The organism is Zavarzinia compransoris (assembly GCF_003173055.1).
GTDB lineage: Bacteria > Pseudomonadota > Alphaproteobacteria > Zavarziniales > Zavarziniaceae > Zavarzinia > Zavarzinia compransoris.
Genome location: NZ_QGLF01000003.1, coordinates 280,150 through 298,823 on the forward strand (window position 1 = coordinate 280,150; position 18,674 = coordinate 298,823).

Annotated in this window: 15 protein-coding genes; 4 read left to right on the plus strand and 11 right to left on the minus strand. The window is 66.9% G+C overall.

Annotated features, from left to right (window positions below):
- Positions 1-5: 5 nt before the first annotated feature.
- From DKG75_RS12005 to DKG75_RS12020, 4 genes are read right to left on the minus strand one after another with little or no spacing between them, the layout of a single operon-like run.
- The gene (locus DKG75_RS12005) at positions 6-806 is read right to left on the minus strand and encodes an ABC transporter permease (protein WP_109921358.1); all 801 of its coding nucleotides are present in this window, start codon (positions 804-806) and stop codon (positions 6-8) included.
- Positions 803-1,657, minus strand: coding sequence for an ABC transporter permease (locus tag DKG75_RS12010; protein WP_109921359.1), 855 nt, complete (start codon positions 1,655-1,657; stop codon positions 803-805). The genes DKG75_RS12005 and DKG75_RS12010 overlap by 4 nt, the downstream gene beginning before the upstream one ends.
- A complete protein-coding gene (locus DKG75_RS12015; RefSeq protein ID WP_109921360.1) occupies positions 1,654-2,697 on the minus strand; it encodes an ABC transporter ATP-binding protein in 1,044 nt (347 codons plus the stop codon). Before DKG75_RS12015 ends, DKG75_RS12010 begins: the two co-directional genes overlap by 4 nt.
- Before the next feature lie 56 nt (positions 2,698-2,753).
- Complete coding sequence (locus tag DKG75_RS12020) at positions 2,754-3,848, minus strand: extracellular solute-binding protein (protein WP_109921361.1); 1,095 nt, start codon at positions 3,846-3,848, stop codon at positions 2,754-2,756.
- A 109-nt stretch (positions 3,849-3,957) separates the two neighbouring features.
- Between DKG75_RS12020 and DKG75_RS12025 the strand changes: the two genes are divergently transcribed.
- From DKG75_RS12025 to DKG75_RS12035, 3 genes are all read left to right on the plus strand, one after another.
- On the plus strand, positions 3,958-4,866 hold the full coding sequence (locus tag DKG75_RS12025; RefSeq protein ID WP_109921362.1) for a LysR family transcriptional regulator: 909 nt from the start codon (positions 3,958-3,960) through the stop codon (positions 4,864-4,866).
- Between the two features lie 73 nt (positions 4,867-4,939).
- Complete coding sequence (locus tag DKG75_RS12030; protein ID WP_109921363.1) at positions 4,940-5,881, plus strand: alpha/beta hydrolase; 942 nt, start codon at positions 4,940-4,942, stop codon at positions 5,879-5,881.
- 146 nt (positions 5,882-6,027) lie between these two features.
- Positions 6,028-6,720, plus strand: coding sequence for a sulfite exporter TauE/SafE family protein (locus DKG75_RS12035; protein WP_279573947.1), 693 nt, complete (start codon positions 6,028-6,030; stop codon positions 6,718-6,720).
- Here the strand turns inward: DKG75_RS12035 and DKG75_RS12040 are convergent.
- The 6 genes from DKG75_RS12040 to DKG75_RS12065 form a co-directional block, all read right to left on the minus strand.
- A complete protein-coding gene (locus DKG75_RS12040; RefSeq protein ID WP_109921365.1) occupies positions 6,704-7,624 on the minus strand; it encodes an ArgK/MeaB family GTPase in 921 nt (306 codons plus the stop codon). The two genes, DKG75_RS12035 and DKG75_RS12040, sit on opposite strands and share 17 nt — an antisense overlap.
- Complete coding sequence (locus tag DKG75_RS12045) at positions 7,621-8,238, minus strand: 2-hydroxychromene-2-carboxylate isomerase (RefSeq protein WP_166646526.1); 618 nt, start codon at positions 8,236-8,238, stop codon at positions 7,621-7,623. The genes DKG75_RS12040 and DKG75_RS12045 overlap by 4 nt, the downstream gene beginning before the upstream one ends.
- A 26-nt stretch (positions 8,239-8,264) precedes the next feature.
- A complete protein-coding gene (ppdK, locus tag DKG75_RS12050) occupies positions 8,265-10,925 on the minus strand; it encodes a pyruvate, phosphate dikinase (protein WP_109921366.1) in 2,661 nt (886 codons plus the stop codon).
- Between the two features lie 4 nt (positions 10,926-10,929).
- On the minus strand, positions 10,930-13,008 hold the full coding sequence (glyS, locus tag DKG75_RS12055) for a glycine--tRNA ligase subunit beta (RefSeq protein WP_109921367.1): 2,079 nt from the start codon (positions 13,006-13,008) through the stop codon (positions 10,930-10,932).
- On the minus strand, positions 13,008-13,889 hold the full coding sequence (locus DKG75_RS12060; protein ID WP_109921368.1) for a glycine--tRNA ligase subunit alpha: 882 nt from the start codon (positions 13,887-13,889) through the stop codon (positions 13,008-13,010). Before DKG75_RS12060 ends, glyS begins: the two co-directional genes overlap by 1 nt.
- 106 nt (positions 13,890-13,995) lie before the next feature.
- Positions 13,996-15,414, minus strand: coding sequence for an aldehyde dehydrogenase family protein (locus DKG75_RS12065; protein ID WP_109921369.1), 1,419 nt, complete (start codon positions 15,412-15,414; stop codon positions 13,996-13,998).
- Positions 15,415-15,589: 175 nt separating this feature from the next.
- On the opposite strand from DKG75_RS12065, the gene DKG75_RS12070 reads away from it, so the two are divergent.
- Entirely contained in the window at positions 15,590-17,128 is a 1,539-nt protein-coding gene (locus DKG75_RS12070; protein WP_109921370.1) for an acyl-CoA synthetase, read from the plus strand.
- Positions 17,129-17,209: 81 nt separating this feature from the next.
- Here DKG75_RS12070 and DKG75_RS12075 read toward each other — a convergent pair whose 3' ends face one another.
- Positions 17,210-18,268 (minus strand): Fic family protein, encoded by a 1,059-nt coding sequence (locus DKG75_RS12075; protein ID WP_109921371.1) that lies wholly within the window; start codon positions 18,266-18,268, stop codon positions 17,210-17,212.
- Positions 18,269-18,674 lie beyond the last annotated feature (406 nt).

Consider the following 18,674-nt stretch of genomic DNA (forward strand, 5'->3'; position numbering starts at 1 on the left):
GCTTGTTACTCGTCCTTGGGCGACCAGGCGCCCAGGAGCCGGGGCAGATCGCCGAAGCGGGCGATCAGCCCGAACACCAGCGCGGCGATCAAGACGAAGAGCACGGTCACCGCCGCCATGGTCGGGGTGTAGCCGTAGCGAAGGGCGTTGAAGATCTTGATCGGCAGGGTCTCGACCGTGAAACCGACGACCATATAGGCGACGATATATTCGTTCAGCGAGAGAACGAAGGCGAAGGCCAGGCCCGAGATGACATAGGGCCGGATCAGGGGAAAGACGATGGTGCGCAGCACCGCGCGGTCGTCCGCGCCCATGGTCGAGGCGGCCTCGACCAGAGTCGGATCGATCGCGTCGAAGCCGAGGGTCAGCGTCACCAGGGGCAATGTAACGAAGAAGATCCCATGGCTGATGACCACGGTCCAGGCCTCGCCGTAGAGCCCGAGTTCGGACCAGAAGGCGAGGAAGCCAAGCGCGGTGATCACCGGCGGCAGGATGAAGGGCGCAAGGCCCAGGACCTGGACGATGCGGACGAAAGGCGCATGCCAGCGCCACAGGAACCAGGCGATGGGCAGGGCGATCAGCACCGACAGGGCGGAGGCCGAGGCGGCGACCCCGATCGAGGCCAGCAGGGCCGAGAACCATTCCGGATTGCCGAAGATCTCGCCGAACCAGGCGAGCGAAAAGCCTTCGGGCGGGAAGGTCAGGGATTTCTTCTCGTTGACCGCGACCCCGGCGACCACGGCGAGGGGCGCCGCCAGGAAGAGGCCGAAGCAGCCGAAGGCGAGACGGGTGGCGATCCTGCTCATTGCGCATTCTCCCGCCGGCCGGCCAGCAGCGACAGGCCGACCAGCCCGAGGCTGACCAGCACCAGGAACACGGCCATCGCCGAGGCGAAGGGCATGTTCGATTGATAGATCGCCTGATCGGTGATCAGGACCGACAAGGTCCATTGCTGCGGCCGGCCGAGCAATTGCGGCAGCAGGTAGGAGCCGAGCGCGAAGACGAAGACCATGATCAGGGTGGCGACGATCGTGTTGCGCAGGCCCGGCACGATGACGTTGAAGAAGGCGCGCAGCGGCGAGGCGCCCAGCGTCCGCGCGGCTTCGACCAAGGTGGGATCGAGGCGCGACAGGGCGGGATAGAGGACCAGCACCGTATAGGGAAAGGCCTGATAGACCATGCCGGTCAGGACCGCCCCGAAGGACGGCGACAGCGACACCGCCTGGTCCATGAGGCCGAGGGCGGCGAAGAGATTGGTGATCCCCGCGGTCTTCGAGAACAGGGTCGACCAGGCAAAGCCGATGATCACCTCGGACAGCGAAAGCACGGAGAGGAGGAAGACCAGCCAGACCACCTGCACCCGGCGCGGCCGGCGCACCAGCAACCAGGTGAAAGGGAAGGCCAGGGTTACGGAAAGGGCGGCGACCAGCCCCGACAGCAGCAGGGAAAAGCCGAGCACGCCGCCGAAGAAGGCGGTGAGGAAGCGCTCGTAGTTCGCCGTCTCGAAGGCCGGCTCGTAAAAGCCGCCCTGCACCCGGTGATAGAAGGAAATGGCGATCATGATGCCGAAGGGCACCACGAAGAACAGCAGCAGCATGGCCGCGGGGAAGGCGATGGGGGCGTAATCCCGCAGGCGCCGGGGCACGGATTTCATCATGACGCCAGCACCACCGCCGCTTCCGCCGGGAAGCGGACATGGACCGCGTCGCCCGCCTGCACCATGGGCCGGTCCTGCGGCGCCGTCACCGCCACGATCTCCTGCCCCGCGACGTCGAGGCGGATCTCGACCGTGGCGCCCAGGTCGCGCAGGAAGGTCACCGTGCCGGGCAGGAGGTTCGGGGCGTCGTCGCCGACGCGGACCGCGACGTCCTCCGGCCGGACGGAAAGGACGACCTCCCCCGCCGCCGGGGTCGGATCGGTAACCGCAAGCGTGCCGCCGGCGACCGCCACCCGGCCGGGGCCGGCGACCTTGCCCTTCAGGAGGTTGGTCATGCCGATGAAATCGGCGACGAAGGCGTCGGCCGGCCGGCGGTAGACCTCGACCGGCGGGGCGGCCTGATGGATGCGCCCGGCGGACATGACGACGACCAGATCGGCCATGGTCATGGCTTCGCGCTGGTCGTGGGTGACGACGATGGTGGTGATGCCCAGGCGCTGCTGCAATTGCTTCAATTCGATCTGCATCGCCTCGCGCAGCTTGGCGTCGAGGGCGGAGAGCGGCTCGTCGAGCAGGAACAGGCGGGGCGACAGGGCGAGCGCGCGGGCGATGGCGACGCGCTGGCGCTGCCCGCCCGAGAGTTTGGCAACCGGCCGGTCGGCGGCGCCGGGCAGGCGCACCAGGGCGAGCAGGCGTTCCGCCTCGGCCCGCTGTTCCGCCCTGGACTTGCCCCGGATGCGCAGGGGATAGGCGATGTTCTCGCCCACCGTCAGGTGCGGGAACAGGGCGAGCGACTGGAACACCATGCCGAAATCGCGCTGATGCGCGGGTTTTGCGGTGATGTCCTCGCCGTCGAGGCGGATGGCGCCGGCGCTCGGCGCCTCCAGCCCCGCGATCATGCGCAGCAAGGTGGTCTTGCCGCAGCCCGACGGCCCGAGCAGGCAGACGAAACGGCCGTGGGGGATGGTCAGCTCGGCGTCATGCACGGCCGTGAACGGACCGTAGCGCTTCACCAGATGGTCAAGGACAAGACCGGACATGACGGGCTCCTGGTGTCAAGGGGGGCCGCCCGCGCGGGGCGGGCGGCTGGGGGGCGTCAGCCGACGATCAGCTCGGTCCACTTCTGGCTCAGCCAGTCGGCCTTGGACTGGTAGAGGTCGTAGCGCGGCACGATCGGCGTGATCTCGGACGAGACGGCGGCGAATTCCGCATCCGTCAGGTCGGTCAGCTTGCGGTCGATGGTGGGCGCGGTGCCGACCTTCCGCGACAGCAGGGCCTGGATCGCGGGCTGGCACATGTATTCGATGAAGACCTCGGCCAGGTCGACCGCCTTCGAGGCCTTGGACACGGCCCAGGAGCCGCTGTCGTTGATGCCGCCTTCCTTGGGGAAGGTGGAGCGCACCGGGTGGCCGTCGGCGACCGCAAGGCCGGTGACGTCGTGGTAATATTCGCCCATGGGCACTTCGCCCGACTTCAGCGCCTGTTCGAACTGGGCCTCGTCGCGGTACCACAGCTTCACGTTGGGCTTCAGCTCGGCCAGCTTCTCCATCACCTTCAGGATGCCGTCCTCGGTATCCATGATCGCGGTGCCGCCGAAGAAGGTGGCGGCGGTCACTTCCAGCAGGAAACTGTTGGAGACCAGGGCCATCAGGCCCAATTGGTCCTTGTGCTTCGCGTCCCAAAGCTCGGCCCAGGAGGTCGGGGCCTCCGGGTAGGTCTTGGTGTTGGTGACCAGGGTGATGTACCAGGAAACCGCGCCCACGCCCGTCAGGCGGCCATCGGCATAGCGGTTCTGCAGGTGGGCGTGGACCGTCTTCGCGCCCGGGATGCGGGCCTCGTCCAGGGGCGCCCAAAGCTCGACCGCGGCGCCTTTGAGCATCGCCACTTGGGACATCATCGAAACATCGGCCGGGGCCTGTTTCGCGCGGGCCGCCTGTTCCAGCTGCACCAGCCAGGCTTCGCCCGTCGGCTCGGCCACGGAATCGATGGCGATGCCGGTGGCCTTAGTGAATTCGGGGAAGATGTGCTTGTCGAAACTGTCCTTGAAATAGCCGCCGTAGACGCCGACTTTCAGGCGCTTGTCGGCGGCGCGGACGATCCCGGGAAAGCCCAGGCCGATGGCGGCGGCACCGGCGATGCCGCCGGCGAGAAGGGCGCGGCGGCTGGGCGCCGCGAGGGGGGTCTTCGGCATGATCGGATCTCCGGATGGCATCTTCTGCGATCAGAACAACAGTGACGCTCTTGTGAAAAAATGACGAAGGATCGAAACTCACTTCGATCGGGATCGAAGTTACGCGACCATGGCACTGGATACGGTTGACCTCAGATTGTTGCGCGTCTTCGTCGCCATCGTCGAGTCGGGCGGTTTCGCGGCGGCGCAGGCCAAGCTCAATCTCTCGCTCTCGACGATCTCGAGCCATATCGCCGGGCTGGAGACGCGCCTCGGCGTGACGCTGTGCCGGCGCGGGCGCAGCGGCTTTTCGCTGACGCCGGAAGGCCAGGCGGCCTATGCCGAGATCCAGCGCCTGCTGGGCGCCACCAGCCAGTTCGACAACCGCATGCGCTCGCTCCGCGACAAGCTGCACGGCACGCTGGCGATCGGCCTCGTCGACAATACGATCACCGATCCGAAGGCACCGCTGGAGCGGGTCTTCGCCCGCTTCGTCGCCGCGGCCCCCGAAGTCCGGCTGAATATCTCGACACGGGCGCCGGACGACCTGCTGCGCGAGGTCATCGCCGGCAATCTCCATGTCGCGATCGCCAGCTTTCCCCGGGTCGTGCTCGGCCTTGCCTATGAAGACCTCTACCGCGAGGCGCAGCGCTTCTATTGCGGCAAGGACCATCCGCTCTACGCTGTCCCGGACGGCGAGATCGACGTCGACCTGGTGCGCCGGCACCGCATCGTCGGGCGCGACTATTGGGGCGGGCGCGATCTCAAGATCTTCGCCATCGCCGGCGCCCATGCCATCGTCTCGGACATGGAATCCGAGGCCCGCCTGATCCTGTCCGGCGCCTTTCTCGGCTATCTGCCGGAACATTTCGCGGCGCCTTTCGTCGCTGCCGGGCGCCTGCGCTCGCTGAAGCCGGCGCTGTTCGCCCGCGAGCAATTGTTCCAACTCGCCCATGATCCGAACCGGGCGGAAAGCGCCGCCCTCGATCTCTTCCGCACGATCGTGGTCGAGGAACTGGGGCCGCCGAAAAAGCCGTGATCACCAGATCGTATGACCGGCCTCGGTGATCCTTGCCTAGAAAAGGACCGCCAGAACCGGAGCGACCGCGATCATGGATGCCACCCGCCGCCTTGCCCTCGGCGCCCTTGCCGGGCTTCTCGCGGCGCCCATGGCGCGGGCGCAGCAGCCGGCCAGCCCCCATGACCGGGCCAGCGAACCGGCCGAGATCATCGAGCACGAGCGCATCCGCCGCTTCGACTTCGGCCTGCCGGGCGGCGCGGCGCCCTGGCACATCCAGGTCGGCCTGCCGGCGGGAAACAGGCCCGAGGCGGGCTGGCCCGTGCTCTACCTCCTCGACGGGGGCGGCATGTTTCCCGGGGCGTGGCGGCACCAGGAAAAGGGTGTGGGCCCGGGGGCCGTGCTGGTCGGCATCGGCCATCCGGGGGCGGGGCGGCTCGACATGGCCCGCCGCACCTTCGATTTCACCCCGGCGACCGCCAAGGAATACCTGCGCGGCCGGGACGACACCGCCACCGGCGGGCGCGAGGCGCTGCTCGCCTTCATCGCCGATCACCTGATGCCCCGGATCCAGGCGGAACTCACCGTCGATCCGGCGCGGCAAAGCCTGTTCGGCCATTCCCTGGGCGGCCTTTTCGCCCTGTTCGCGCTTTTCACCCGGCCCGACCTCTTTTCCACCTGGGTGGCGGCCGATCCGTCGCTGTGGTGGAACAACGGTTCCCAGGTGGCGGAGGCCCAGGCCTTCCTCGGCGGCGTCCGCGCGGCGGGCGGGCGGCTGGCGCGGCCGGCGCGGCTGCTGGTCGAGAATTCGTCCGGCCAGGGGCGGGGCGGGGCCGCGCATCGCGATCCGGCGCGGGGCAGCAGCATCCCCGCCGGCCAGGACTTGGCGAAGGCCCTGGCCGGGGTCGGGGATTTCGCCGTTTACTACCGCCGCTTCGCCGACCTCGGCCATGGCGGCATCATCGATCCGGGCCTTGCCGATACGCTCGCCTTCATCGCCGGCACGGTGCCGGACGGGGTGGCCCGGGCCGGCTGATATTTCCCAGGCCTGGCGGGTACAAAGGCTTTCTGGCATAAAGCGCCGTCTTTCACGGGCGGACCGTCATCATTCCGGCACTCGGTTTCGATTTCTTCGCGCTGTTCGGCCTCTCGCCGGCCGATCTCGCCTTCTTTGCCGCGACCATCGTCGCGGCGGCGGTGCTGCGCGCCTTTTCCGGCTTCGGCTTCGCGCTGGCGGCCATGCCCTTGCTGGTGCTGGTGATCGAGCCGGCCCGCGCCGTGGTGCTCTGCGCCCTGCTGTCCCTGGTCGCGGGCTTGCGCACCCTGCGGCGCTCGGTCGCCGAAAGCGACCGCGGGCTGTTGAAGCCGCTGCTGATCGGCAGCCTGATCGGCACGCCGGTCGGGGTCGCCCTGCTCGATCTCCTGCCGGCGGATGCGACCAAATTGCTGATCGGGGTGGGCGTGCTCGGGTCCGCCCTTCTGCTGTGGCGGACCGGGGTGATGGCGGGGGCGGGCCGCGGGCTGGCCCTGCCGGTCGGCCTGTCGGCCGGGCTGATGGGCGGGGCACTGGCGATTCCGGGGCCGCCGATCGTGGTCTTCCTGCTCGGCACTGAACCCGATGCGCGCCGGGCCCGGGCGACCTTGATGGCCTTCTTCAACCTGACGTCGGTGATGTCGCTGGCCGGCTATACGGTCACCGGCAAGATCGACGAAATCTCGCCGGCGCAATTCGCCCTGGCGCTGCCCTGCCTGCTGTTCGGCGACTGGCTGGGCTTTCGCCTGTTCGAGCGTTTCGGTTCCGCCCACCACCGCGCGATCTCGCTGCTGGTGCTGGCGCTGATCGGGGTGACGGCGACGGTCAATGCCGTGATCTGAGGGTTGCGATGATCCCGGCCGCCCGCCCGAAGGGGGAGGCACCGGCAGCATCGGCGATCAAGGCCGCGGCATCGCGCAGGCCCTGCTTGCCGAATTCGTCGCGCACGGTTTCCGCCAGCCAGGCGGCGCCCTGCTCGGCGCGCTGGGCCTTGCCGTTGCCGTCCTCGGCCAGATGGGCGGCATGGGCGTCGAGGGCGTGCAGCAACTTGTCCAGCCCGTCCCCCTTGGTCGAGGAGACGAGGGCGACCGGTACTTTCCAGCCGGTCACATCCTCCGCCAGCGACAGGGCGCCGGCAAGATCGGCCCGGGCCCTGGTGGCGGGCGCGCCCAGGTCCGCCTTGGTGACGACCGCGACATGGGGAATCTCGACGATGCCCGCCTTCATGAATTGCAGCGAATCGCCCGAGGCGGGCTGCACGCAGAAGACCACCGTATCCGCCACCTGGGTGACATCGGTTTCCGACTGGCCGACGCCCACGGTCTCGATCAGCACCCGGTCGTAAGCCGCGCGCATCAGCACCATGGCCGGGAAGGTGAGGGCGGCAAGGCCGCCCAGCCGGTCCCGCGCCGCCATGGAGCGGACGAAGATCCCCTGGTCCTCGGCATCGATGACCAGCCGGGTGCGGTCGCCGAGCAGGGCGCCGCCGGTGCGCCGGGACGAAGGATCGACCGCGATCACCCCGACCGTCAGCCCCTGGCGCCGCCAATGGTTGATCAGGGCCGAGGTCAGGGTGGATTTGCCCACCCCGGGCGGCCCGGTCAGGCCGACGACATGGGCGCGCGGGTCGGTCCAGGCGGCGTCCAGCAGGGCGATGGTCTCGGCGCCATGGGGGTCGCGCTCGATCCGGGCCAGCGCCCGGGCCATGGCGCCCTTGCCGCCGCTGCGCAGCTGGTCGAGGCTCATGCGCGGGTCGCCAGGTGGTGCCGCAGCAGGGGGATGCGGTCGTTGCCCCAGATCACCTTGCCGTCGACCAGGAAGCTGGGCACCCCGAAGGCGCCCCTTGCCGCCGCCTCGTCCTGGATGGCGGCGACCGCGGCCTGGGTTTCCGGCGCCGCCAGCTGGGTTTCGAAGCGTTCCCCGTCGAGGCCGGCCGCGGCCGCCGCCGCGATCAGGTCGGCGCGGCCGACGGGGCTGTCGTTGTCGTCGGCGAAGATGCGGCGGGCGAGACGGCGGGCATAGGGCTCGACCGCGCCCAGAAGCCCGGCGGCGACGCAGCCGAGGTTCAGTTCGACCGCGTCGTATTTCAGCCGGCCGTGGGGCTCGTTGAAGGGAATGCCGTAGAGGGAGGCCCAGGCTTCCGCATCCTGGCGGCGCCATTTGAAATCATACTGCATGGCCGGCGGTGCCCCGTCGAAGGGGGTGGAACCGCCGCCCCGCGCCTGGCGCACCAGGGCGATGGTCGTCACCGGCCGCCAGCGGAAGGTGACGCCGAATTCGGCCGCCAGCGCCGGCAGCTGGCTGGCGGCAAGATAGGAATAGCGGCTGGAAACGCCGAAGACGAAATCGATCGTGGTCACGGTTCCGCCCCTTCCCGCCGCCTCGCTTAACGCCGCAGCGCCGCCTGGGCCGCCGCAAGGCGGGCGATCGGCACGCGATAGGGCGAGCAGGAGACATAGTCGAGGCCGGTCTTCTCGCAGAAGGCGATGGAGGCCGGATCGCCGCCATGCTCGCCGCAGATGCCGAGCTTGAGGTTCGGCCGGACCGCCCGCCCGCGTTCCGAGGCGAGGCGGACCAGTTCGCCCACGCCGTCCTCGTCGATCGAGACGAAGGGATCCTTCTGGAAGATGCCGGCGCGGATATAATCGTCCAGGAAATGGGCGGCGTCGTCGCGCGAGATGCCGAAGGTGGTCTGGGTCAGGTCGTTGGTGCCGAAGGAGAAGAATTCCGCCGCTTCCGCGATCTCGCCGCCGCGGAGTGCTGCGCGCGGCAATTCGATCATAGTGCCGATCAGATAGGGGATGTCCTTGCCCTTCTCGGCGGCGACGGCCTTGGCGATGCCGGCGATCTTGCCCTTCAGGATGTCGAGTTCGGCCTTGGTCGCGACCAGCGGGATCATGATCTCCGGGGTCACGGTGGCGCCGGCCTTGGCGCCGACCTCGATCGCCGCCTCGAAGATCGCCCGGGCCTGCATCTCGTAGATCTCGGGATAGGTGATGCCCAGGCGGCAGCCGCGATGGCCCAGCATGGGGTTGGCTTCCGCAAGATCGTGGGCGCGGGTCTTGATCACGCTGACCGGCACGCCGGCGGCGGCGGCCACCTCGGCCAGTTCCGCTTCGGTATGGGGCAGGAATTCGTGCAGCGGCGGATCGAGCAGGCGGATCGTCACCGGCAGGCCGGCCATGATCTCGAACAGTTTCACGAAATCGCCGCGCTGCACCGGCAGCAGCTTGGCCAGCGCCGTCTCGCGCCCCTTCTTGTCGCTGGCGAGGATCATCTCGCGCACCGCCAGGATGCGGTCGGCATCGAAGAACATATGTTCGGTCCGGCACAGGCCGATGCCCTCGGCGCCGAAGCGCCGGGCGGTTTCCGCATCCAGCGGGGTTTCCGCATTGGTGCGCACCTTCAGGCGGCGCACCGCATCGGCCCAGCCCATGAGGGTGGAGAAATCGCCCGACAGTTCGGGCTGCACGGTCGGCACCTCGCCCAGCATCACTTCGCCGGTCGAGCCGTCGATGGTGAGCACGTCGCCGCGCTTCAGCACTTTGCCCAGTACGGTCAGGGTCTGGTTGGCGGCATCGATCTTCAGGGCGCCGGCGCCGGACACGCAGGGCCGGCCCATGCCGCGGGCGACCACGGCGGCATGGCTGGTCATGCCGCCGCGGGACGTCAGGATGCCTTGGGCGGCATGCATGCCGTGGATGTCTTCCGGGCTGGTCTCGGCGCGGACCAGGATCACTTTCCGGCCTTCGCCGGCCAGTTTCTCCGTGTCGTCGGCGGTGAAGCTGATGATGCCGCTGGCGGCGCCGGGCGAGGCCGGCAGGCCCCGGGTCAGCACGTCGCGCGCGGCCTTCGGGTCCAGCGTCGGATGCAGGAGCTGGTCCAGCATCTGGGGTTCCACGCGCAGGATCGCGGTTTCCCGGTCGATCAGGCCCTCGTTGCAGAGTTCGACCGCGATCTTCAGGGCTGCCTTGGCGGTGCGCTTGCCGGAGCGGGTCTGCAGCATCCACAGCTTGCTGCGCTGGACGGTGAATTCGATGTCCTGCATGTCGCGGTAGTGGCGTTCCAGCTTGTGGAACACTTCGACCAGCTGGACATAGACCTCCGGCAGGCTTTCCTCCATAGAGGGCTTGGTATCGCCGGCGGCGACGCGGGCGGCCTTGGACAGATATTGCGGCGTGCGGATGCCGGCGACCACATCCTCGCCCTGGGCGTTGATCAGGTATTCGCCGTAGATCTCGGCGGTGCCGGTCGAGGGGTTGCGGGTGAAGGCGACGCCGGTGGCCGAGGTCTCGCCCATATTGCCGAAGACCATGGCCTGGACGTTGACCGCCGTGCCCCAGGATTCCGGAATGTCGTTCAGGCGGCGATAGGTCTCGGCGCGGGCGTTCCGCCACGAGCCGAAGACGGCGCCGATGGCGCCCCACAGCTGTTCGTTCACATCCGCCGGGAAGGGCCGGCCGAGTTCCGCCTCGACCGTCTTCTTGTATTCGGCGATCAGCGCCTTCAGGTCGGCGGGGGTCAGCTGGGTGTCCAGCGTGTAACCCTTCTCTTCCTTATGGATTTCGAGGATTTCCTCGAAATGATGATGGCCGACGTCGAGGACGACATCGGAATACATCTGGATGAAGCGGCGATAGCTGTCATAGGCGAAACGCTCGTCGCCCGCCTGCCGGGCGAGGCCGAGCACGGTCTCGTCGTTCAGGCCGAGGTTGAGCACCGTGTCCATCATGCCCGGCATGGAGGCGCGGGCGCCGGAGCGGACCGAGACCAGCAGGGGATTGTCCTTGTCGCCGAAGATCGCGCCGACCTTGGCGCCGACATCGGCGACGGCGGCGCGGACATCGCCGGTCAGCGTGTCGGGATAGGTCCGGCCATGGTCGTAATAATAGGTGCAGACATCCGTCGTGATGGTGAAGCCCGGGGGCACGGGCAGGCCGAGATGGCTCATCTCCGCCAGGTTGGCGCCCTTGCCGCCCAGAAGGTTCTTCATCTCGGCGCGGCCGTCGGCCTTGCCGTCACCGAAGGTATACACCCACTTGCTCATGACCTTATCCCTCGATCCGCGAGAAGTCGGCGATCTCGTCGAGCGCGCCCCTGATCTCGGCCAGAAGTTTCAGACGATTGGCCCGCAAGGCCGGATCGTCCGCATTGACAGTCACCTTCTCGAAGAAGGCATCCACAGGTTCGCGGAGCAGGGCGAGCGCCTGCATGCAGGCCGCGAAATCCTCCTGCGCCAGGGCCGCGCGCGCCTTCGGCATGGCCGCATCCAGCCGCGCGCCGAGCGCGCTCTCCTCATCGGCGGCGAATTGGGCGCGGTCGGCGGGCCCGGCATAGGACTTGCCGTCCTTCTTCTCTTCGATGCGCAGGATGTTCGACGCTCGGCGATAGGCGGCGAGCATGTTCTTGCCGTCTTCCGTCTCCAGGAAGGATTTCAACGCCGCCACCTTCCGCACCAGGCGGGTGAGGTCGTCCTCCCCCCCCGATTCTGGGGCACCGGTGCCGAGGACCGCGTTGATCAGATCATGGGCGACGCCCTGATCCTTCAGCGAGACTTTCAGACGATCATGGAAGAATTCGAGCAGGCTGTCCGCCGTTGCCCCGAACAGGGGCTTCAGCGGCAGGCGCAGGCCGTTCTCGACGATGAGGCGGATGACGCCGAGGGCGGCGCGGCGCAGCGCGAAGGGGTCCTTCGAGCCCGTGGGCTTTTCGTCGATGGCGAAGAAGCCGGCCAGGGTGTCGATCTTATCGGCCAGCGCCACCGCGACCGAGACCGGCGCGGACGGGCATTGGTCGGACGGGCCCTGGGGCTTCCAGTGTTCGGCGATGGCGTCGGCCACGGCCGCATCCTCGCCGTCCTTCCGGGCGTAGTAACGGCCCATGATACCCTGGACTTCCGGGAATTCGCCGACGACGCCGGAGACGAGATCGGCCTTGGCCAGCAGGGCGGCGCGATCGGCCAGGGCCGCATCGGCCCCGATCGTCCCGGCGATCCGCGCCGCCAGCGCCCGCACGCGGGCAACCTTGGCGCCCACGGTGCCGAGTTTCGCATGGAAGACGATGGCATCGAGCGCCGGCACCCGGTCGGCCAGGGTCGTCTTCAGGTCCTGGTCCCAGAAGAATTTGGCGTCCGACAGGCGGGCGCGCAGCACGCGCTCGTTGCCCGCCGCGATGGAAGCGCCGCCATCCTTGGCGACGAGGTTGGCGACGGTCAGGAAGCGCGGCGCCATCCTGCCCGTCGCGGGATCGCGAAGGGCGAAATACTTCTGGTTGGCGCGCATGGTCGAGGTCAGCACCTCGGCCGGGACGGCCATGAATTCATCGTCGATCCGGCCCATCAGGGGGACCGGCCATTCGACGAGGCCGGCCACCTCGTCCAGCAGGTCCGGGTCCGGGGTCACTTCAAGCCCGGCGTCCGCCGCCAGTTTCTGCGCGCCGGCCCAGATGATGGCCTTCCGTTCCTCGACATCGAGGATGACATGGGCCGCGCGCAGCTTCGCCCGGTAGTCGGCGAAATCCGCGACTTCGATCGCGCCCCTGGCCATGAAGCGATGGCCGTGGGTGAGATTGCCGGCGGTGATGCCATGACCCGCATCCTCGCCCCGGGCGATCGCGAAGGGCACCACCTGCCCGCCGAAGAGGACGATGACGGAACGGATCGGCCGCACCCAGTTGAGCTTGGACGAGACGCCGTCCGGCCCCGCACCCCAGCGCATGGATTTCGGCCAGGGGAAATTCCACAGGGTATTCGCCATCAATTCGGCGATCACTTCGGCGGTCGGGCGGCCCCGGCGCTCGATATGGGCGATGTAGAAATTGCCCTTGGGGGTTTCCTGGACCTGCAATGTCTCGCGCGAAACCCCGGCGGCGGTACAGAAACCGTCGATCGCCTGGTCCGGCGCGCCGACCCGGGGGCCGCGCCGCTCCTCGCGCAGGTCGGCCTGGGCGGCGTCGAGGTCGTCCACCACCAGGGTCAGGCGGCGGGGCGTGGCGTAAGCCTTGGCGGTGCCATGCTTCAGGCCGACCGCCTTGAACCCGTCCAGGATCAGGCGCTGCAGGTCGTCCGCCGCGCGGGGCTGCATGCGGGCGGGGATTTCTTCCGAATGAATCTCGATCAGCAGCTGGGGCATTATTTTGCCTCCCCTTGCGAGGCGACCCAGGCTTCGCAGCAGCCCTTGGCCAGCGCGCGGACGCGGCCGATATAGGCCGCGCGCTCGGTCACCGAGATCACGCCGCGGGCATCCAGCAGGTTGAACAGGTGGCTCGCCTTCATGCATTGGTCATAGGCGGGCAGGGCTTTGGCGACGCCCAGCAGGGCGTTGCATTCCGCCTCGGCATCCTTGAAGTGCTGGAACAGCACGTCCGTATTGGCATGCTCGAAATTATAGGCGGAAAATTCCTTCTCGGCCTGGAGGTAGACGTCGCCATAGGTGACGCCGCGGCCGTTCCAGTCGAGGTCGTAGACCCGTTCCACGCCCTGGACATACATGGCGAGGCGCTCGAGGCCATAGGTGATCTCGCCCGCCACCGGATCGACGTCGAGACCGCCGACCTGCTGGAAATAGGTGAACTGGGTGACTTCCATGCCGTCGCACCAGACTTCCCAGCCCAGGCCCCAGGCGCCCAGGGTCGGGCTTTCCCAATCGTCCTCGACGAAGCGGATGTCGTGGTTGTCGACATCGATGCCGAGCGCCTTCAGGCTGCCGAGGTAAAGGTCGATGATATCGTCCGGGCTCGGCTTCAGGATGACCTGGAACTGGTAGTAATGCTGGAGCCGGTTCGGATTCTCGCCATAGCGCCCGTCCTTCGGCCGGCGCGAGGGCTGGACATAGGCGCTGTTCCAGGGCTTCCGCCCGAGGGAGCGCAGCGTCGTCGCCGGGTGGAAGGTCCCGGCGCCCACTTCCATGTCGTAGGGCTGCATGAGCACGCAGCCCTGGCGGGCCCAATAGGTCTGAAGGGTCAGGATAAGGTCCTGGAAGGGCGGGGCTTTAGCCGCCAGCGGCGCCGACATGGATGGGACTGCCCGAGCGAGGTCAAAAGATGCGGCACGTTAATGAGCCGCCCCCCCGCCGGTCAACCCTTCCCCGCAGCGGGGAAGGGTTTCCCATATGGCGTGATCAGGCCTTGCGCACCACCACGGTCTGCACATTGGTATATTCGAGCAGGCCGTCGACGCCGTTCTCGGTGCCGACGCCCGATTGCTTGTGGCCGCCGAAGGGGGCAAGCGGGGTCAGGTGCTGGGTCTCGTTGATCCAGACCGTGCCGGTTTCCAGCTGTTCGCCGATGGCGAGCGCCTTGTCCGGATCCGCGGACCAGACCGAACCGCCGAGGCCGTAGTCGCTGGCATTGGCCCGCGCCACCGCTTCCTCGACGCTGTCGACCTTGAGCAGGGGCAGGATCGGGCCGAACTGTTCCTCGCGCACGATGCGCGATTCTTCCGGCGGATTGTCCAGGATGGTGACGGGCACGAAATAGCCCGGCCCCTCCAGGGCGTCGCCGCCGAGCAGGAACTTGTGGCCGCTCTGCTTCGAATCCTCGATCAGCTCGAGAACGCGGCGGTACTGCTGCTGGTTCTGCACCGGGCCGATCTGGGTGCCCTGTTCCGAACCGTCGCCCACCTTCACCGTCTTCGCATAGTCGACGATGGCCTCCTTCAGGGGCTCGTAGACATCCTTATGGATATACATGCGCTTCGAGGCGATGCAGATCTGGCCGTTGTTGCGGAAGGCCGCCCAGAACAGGTCCGGCGCCACCTTGTTCACGTCGACGTCCGGCAGCACGATGGCGGCGTCATTGCCGCCAAGCTCCAGCGTCACCCGCTTCAGGTTGCCGGCCGCACTCTGCATCACCCGCTTGCCGGTGGCGGTCGAGCCGGTGAAGCTCACCTTGTCGATGCCGGGGTGTTCGGTGATCCAGGGGCCGAGCTGGTCCCCGCCCGAGACGATGTTGAGCACCCCCGGCGGCAGCACGTCGCGCAGCAGCTCGCCGATCTTCAAGGTGGTCAGCGGCGTGAAGGGCGAGGGCTTCAGGATCACCGTATTGCCCGCCAGCAGCGCCGGCCCGACCTTGAAGAAAGCCAGGATCACCGGGAAATTCCACGGCGAGATCGCGCCGACGACGCCGATCGGGACATGGCGGGTGATGCTGCGCCGTTCGGCCGAATCCTCGTTCACGGTTTCGGGAATGGTCAGGGTGGCGGTGCCCTGGACGAACATGCCCGCGCCGCCGACCTCGAATTCCGCATCGCCGAAGGGCTTGCCCTGTTCGAGGGTCAGCAGGCGCTTCAGCCCGTCCAGATTCTCGAACAGGCGGGCGGAAATGGCGTGCAGATACTGGCGGCGCTCGTCGACCGGCCTGGCCCTCCAGGCCGGGAAGGCGGCCCGCGCCGCCGCCACCGCCTCGTCCAGCTGCCCGCGCGAACAATCTGGGGCCTGGGCGATCACCGCCTCGGTCGCCGGGTTCACCACCGGGAAGGTGGTGGCGCCTGCCACCCCCAAGCCGCCGATGGTCATGGTGAAATCGCGTTCGAACTCCATCTTCCTCTCCCTGTGCGGCCTCGCGGCCTTGGTATCCCTCCGGGGTGCCCGGTTGCGGCGGGCTTTTTTGCGGCACTTGTTTCCGTGCTTCTCCTTATATATTTAAAACAGCACATTAAATACAACAACAAGACACGGCCTGCTGAAGGGCCGGTCGAAGGGGAGGGAAACCGACATGCATCCGTCGATTCACGCCGCCAGCCATCCGGACAAGCCCGCCTGCATCATGGCCGGCAGCGGCGCGGTGACCACGTTCCGCCAGCTCGACGAGGGCTCGAATCGCGGCGCCCACCTGTTCCGCGCCCTCGGCCTGAAGCCGGGCGATGGTATTGCCGCCTTCCTGGACAACACCACCCGCTATTTCGAGGTGGCCTGGGCGGCACAGCGCGCCGGCCTCTATTTCACCTGCATCTCGTCGAAGCTGACGGCGGGCGAGGTCGAATATATCGTCCGCGACAGCGGGGCCAAGGTGCTGGTCTCGACCGGGGCCCTGGCGCCGGTATGCGACGAGGTGGCGGCCCGCCTGCCGGACCTCGCCTTCTTCGGCTTCGAGGGGGCGACCGCCCCTTACCGGGATTGGGACGAGGCCTGCGCCGCCCTGCCGGCGACGCCGATCGCGGACGAGACCGCGGGTTCGGACATGCTTTATTCATCGGGCACCACGGGCCGGCCCAAGGGGATCCGGATCCCGCTCTCCGGCCTGCCCATCGATGCGCCCAATCCGCTCAGCCTGCTGGCGCAGCATGTTTTCGGCCTGGGCGCCGAGACGGTCTATCTCTCGCCGGCGCCGCTCTACCATGCCGCGCCGCTGCGCTGGTGCATGACGGTGCAGAAACTGGGCGGCACGGTGGTGGTGATGGAGAAATTCGATGCCGAGGAGGCGCTCGCCCTGATCGGGCGCCACCGCATCGATGCGGCGCAATTCGTGCCGACCCATTTCGTGCGCATGCTGAAACTGCCCGAGGCGGTGCGGGCGGCCTACGACGTCTCCAGCCTGCGCATGGCGGTCCATGCCGCCGCCCCCTGCCCGGTGCCGGTGAAGGAACAGATGATGGAATGGTGGGGCCCCGTCATTCATGAATATTATGCCGGGACCGAGGGCAACGGCCTGACCACCATCGGCCCGCAGGACTGGCTGGCGCACAAAGGCTCGGTCGGGCGCGCCGTCATCGGCCGGCTGCGCATCTGCGACGACGCCGGCAACGTGCTGCCGCCGCGCCGGGAGGGCATGGTGTTCTTCGAGGGCGGGCCCGAATTCTCCTACCACAACGACCCGCAGAAGACGGCGGAGGCCCGCAACGCCCACGGCTGGACCGCGATCGGCGACGTCGGCTGGGTGGACGAGGACGGTTTCCTCTATCTGACCGACCGCAAGAGCTTCATGATCATCTCGGGCGGCGTGAACATCTATCCGCAGGAAATCGAAAACCTGCTGGTCACCCACCCCAAGGTGGCGGATGCGGCGGTGGTCGGCGCCCCGGACGAGGATTTCGGCGAAAAGGTCGTCGCCGTCATCCAGCCCGCCGACCCGCGCGACGCCGGTCCCGAGCTTGCCGCCGAACTGGCCGCCTTCGCCCGGCAGCATCTCTCCGGCCTCAAGGTGCCGCGCCAGATCGATTTCCTCGACGAACTGCCGCGCCACCCCACCGGCAAGCTCTACAAGCGCCTGCTGCGCGACCGCTACTGGGGCAAGGCCGGCACCACCATCGTGTAAGGGAGTGTCACATAGATTGCGAACTTCAGTATCATCAACTTGAGACTGGATAACCTGGATGTCTCCGGAGCCGGGGCTTACTTATCCCCGCGTCTTCGGCGTGTAACGCGCACCACGCCCTTTGCCGACCGCTATCAGATATTCCTGATCGGCCAGTTTCTTCAAATGAGCCTTAATGGTGTTGCGGTTGGCTTGGGTGGCGTCCTCGATCTCGCGGACGGTGATTTCGCTGCGCGCGGTGGCGAGTTCCAGAATCGCGCGTGACAGGGCGGGCAACGACTCCCTGAGCGCACGTTCCTCTTTGATCTTTCGTGAAAGATTGTCCTTCTGCTTTACCATCGCTTTGAGGAAGAACGCCACCCATGGCTCCCAATTCTGATGGTCGGTGCGAATGGTTTGCTGGGTGCGTCGCAGGGCAAGGTAATACCCTTCCTTATTCGCTTCGATCACGCTTTCCATCGAGCTATACGGCACATAGGCGTAGCCCGCGCGCAGCAGCAGCAGCGTCGTCAGGATGCGTGAAAGCCTGCCGTTGCCGTCCCGGAAGGGGTGAATGGCGAGGAACACGTTGATGAACACCGCGATCAGCAGCAAAGGGTGCTGGATTTCCTCACGGGCCTGCCCGTTGTACCAGTCCACCAGCGCTTTCATCATGAGCGGCGTCTCGAAGGGGGTGGCCGTCTGAAAGACGATGCCAAGACTCTTGCCATCCGCGTCGAACGCTTCGACGTGGTTGGTGATCGTCTTGTAGGCACCGCGATGCTCTTCATCCTTGCTGCTGTATTTCAGCAAGACGCCGTGCAATTGCCTGATGTGATTTTCGGTCAGGGTGATCGCCGCATGGCTTTCAAAGACCATATCCATGGCATCGGCGTAACCAGCCACTTCCTGTTCGTCGCGGGTGGTGAAGGATTTTTGCTCCAGCTTGGAAAGCAGCTTCTCCACTTCCCCATCGGTCAGCCTTGCCCCCTCGATTCGGGTGGAGGACCCGACACTCTCGATCGTGGCGATGCGTTTCAGGCTCACCAGGCGGTCAGGGGCTAAATCCTGTGTGGCCTGCCACTTACCCTTGAATTCATCAATCTCGCTGATGGCCTTGAGGATTGCAGGGGTGATGGCGATGTTTGCGATTTCGAGCATTGGGCCTGCTTGGGAATATCCATTTATATACAATAATATCCATTCCTGTCGGATCGGCAAGCAAATATCCATTTATGCCCGATTATATCCATTTTCTAACCATTCGGATTTGCCTCGGCGCCTTTCATGCATGGTTCTCCCTCTTCATGGGGGCCTGCCTGTGCGCATCTTTGGGCCGGGGCTTTTGTCTTCGACCTTCGTCGCATTGCAGCATATGCATGGCCCTGATGCGCGATGACGATTTGTCAGTGCTGAATTTTGGCCTAGCCTATTTTCATATGCCGCCTGCGGGGTTCGGGGTCGACGATTCCGGCCGTCTGTGACGAGTGAACAATCGTCATAATTTTTTACGCAAATCCGCGGAAAGCCGCGGATTCCGGTCGGAATCGCCTGACAGTGTGTGAAC

Coding starts and splice junctions, on each gene's coding strand:
- DKG75_RS12005 (WP_109921358.1), bottom strand. CDS start 806: ATGAGCAGGATCGCCACCCGTCTCGCCTTCGGCTGCTTCGGCCTCTTC.
- DKG75_RS12010 (WP_109921359.1), bottom strand. CDS start 1,657: ATGATGAAATCCGTGCCCCGGCGCCTGCGGGATTACGCCCCCATCGCC.
- DKG75_RS12015 (WP_109921360.1), bottom strand. CDS start 2,697: ATGTCCGGTCTTGTCCTTGACCATCTGGTGAAGCGCTACGGTCCGTTC.
- DKG75_RS12020 (WP_109921361.1), bottom strand. CDS start 3,848: ATGCCGAAGACCCCCCTCGCGGCGCCCAGCCGCCGCGCCCTTCTCGCC.
- DKG75_RS12025 (WP_109921362.1), top strand. CDS start 3,958: ATGGCACTGGATACGGTTGACCTCAGATTGTTGCGCGTCTTCGTCGCC.
- DKG75_RS12030 (WP_109921363.1), top strand. CDS start 4,940: ATGGATGCCACCCGCCGCCTTGCCCTCGGCGCCCTTGCCGGGCTTCTC.
- DKG75_RS12040 (WP_109921365.1), bottom strand. CDS start 7,624: ATGAGCCTCGACCAGCTGCGCAGCGGCGGCAAGGGCGCCATGGCCCGG.
- ppdK (WP_109921366.1), bottom strand. CDS start 10,925: ATGAGCAAGTGGGTGTATACCTTCGGTGACGGCAAGGCCGACGGCCGC.
- glyS (WP_109921367.1), bottom strand. CDS start 13,008: ATGCCCCAGCTGCTGATCGAGATTCATTCGGAAGAAATCCCCGCCCGC.
- DKG75_RS12060 (WP_109921368.1), bottom strand. CDS start 13,889: ATGTCGGCGCCGCTGGCGGCTAAAGCCCCGCCCTTCCAGGACCTTATC.
- DKG75_RS12065 (WP_109921369.1), bottom strand. CDS start 15,414: ATGGAGTTCGAACGCGATTTCACCATGACCATCGGCGGCTTGGGGGTG.
- DKG75_RS12070 (WP_109921370.1), top strand. CDS start 15,590: ATGCATCCGTCGATTCACGCCGCCAGCCATCCGGACAAGCCCGCCTGC.
- DKG75_RS12075 (WP_109921371.1), bottom strand. CDS start 18,268: ATGCTCGAAATCGCAAACATCGCCATCACCCCTGCAATCCTCAAGGCC.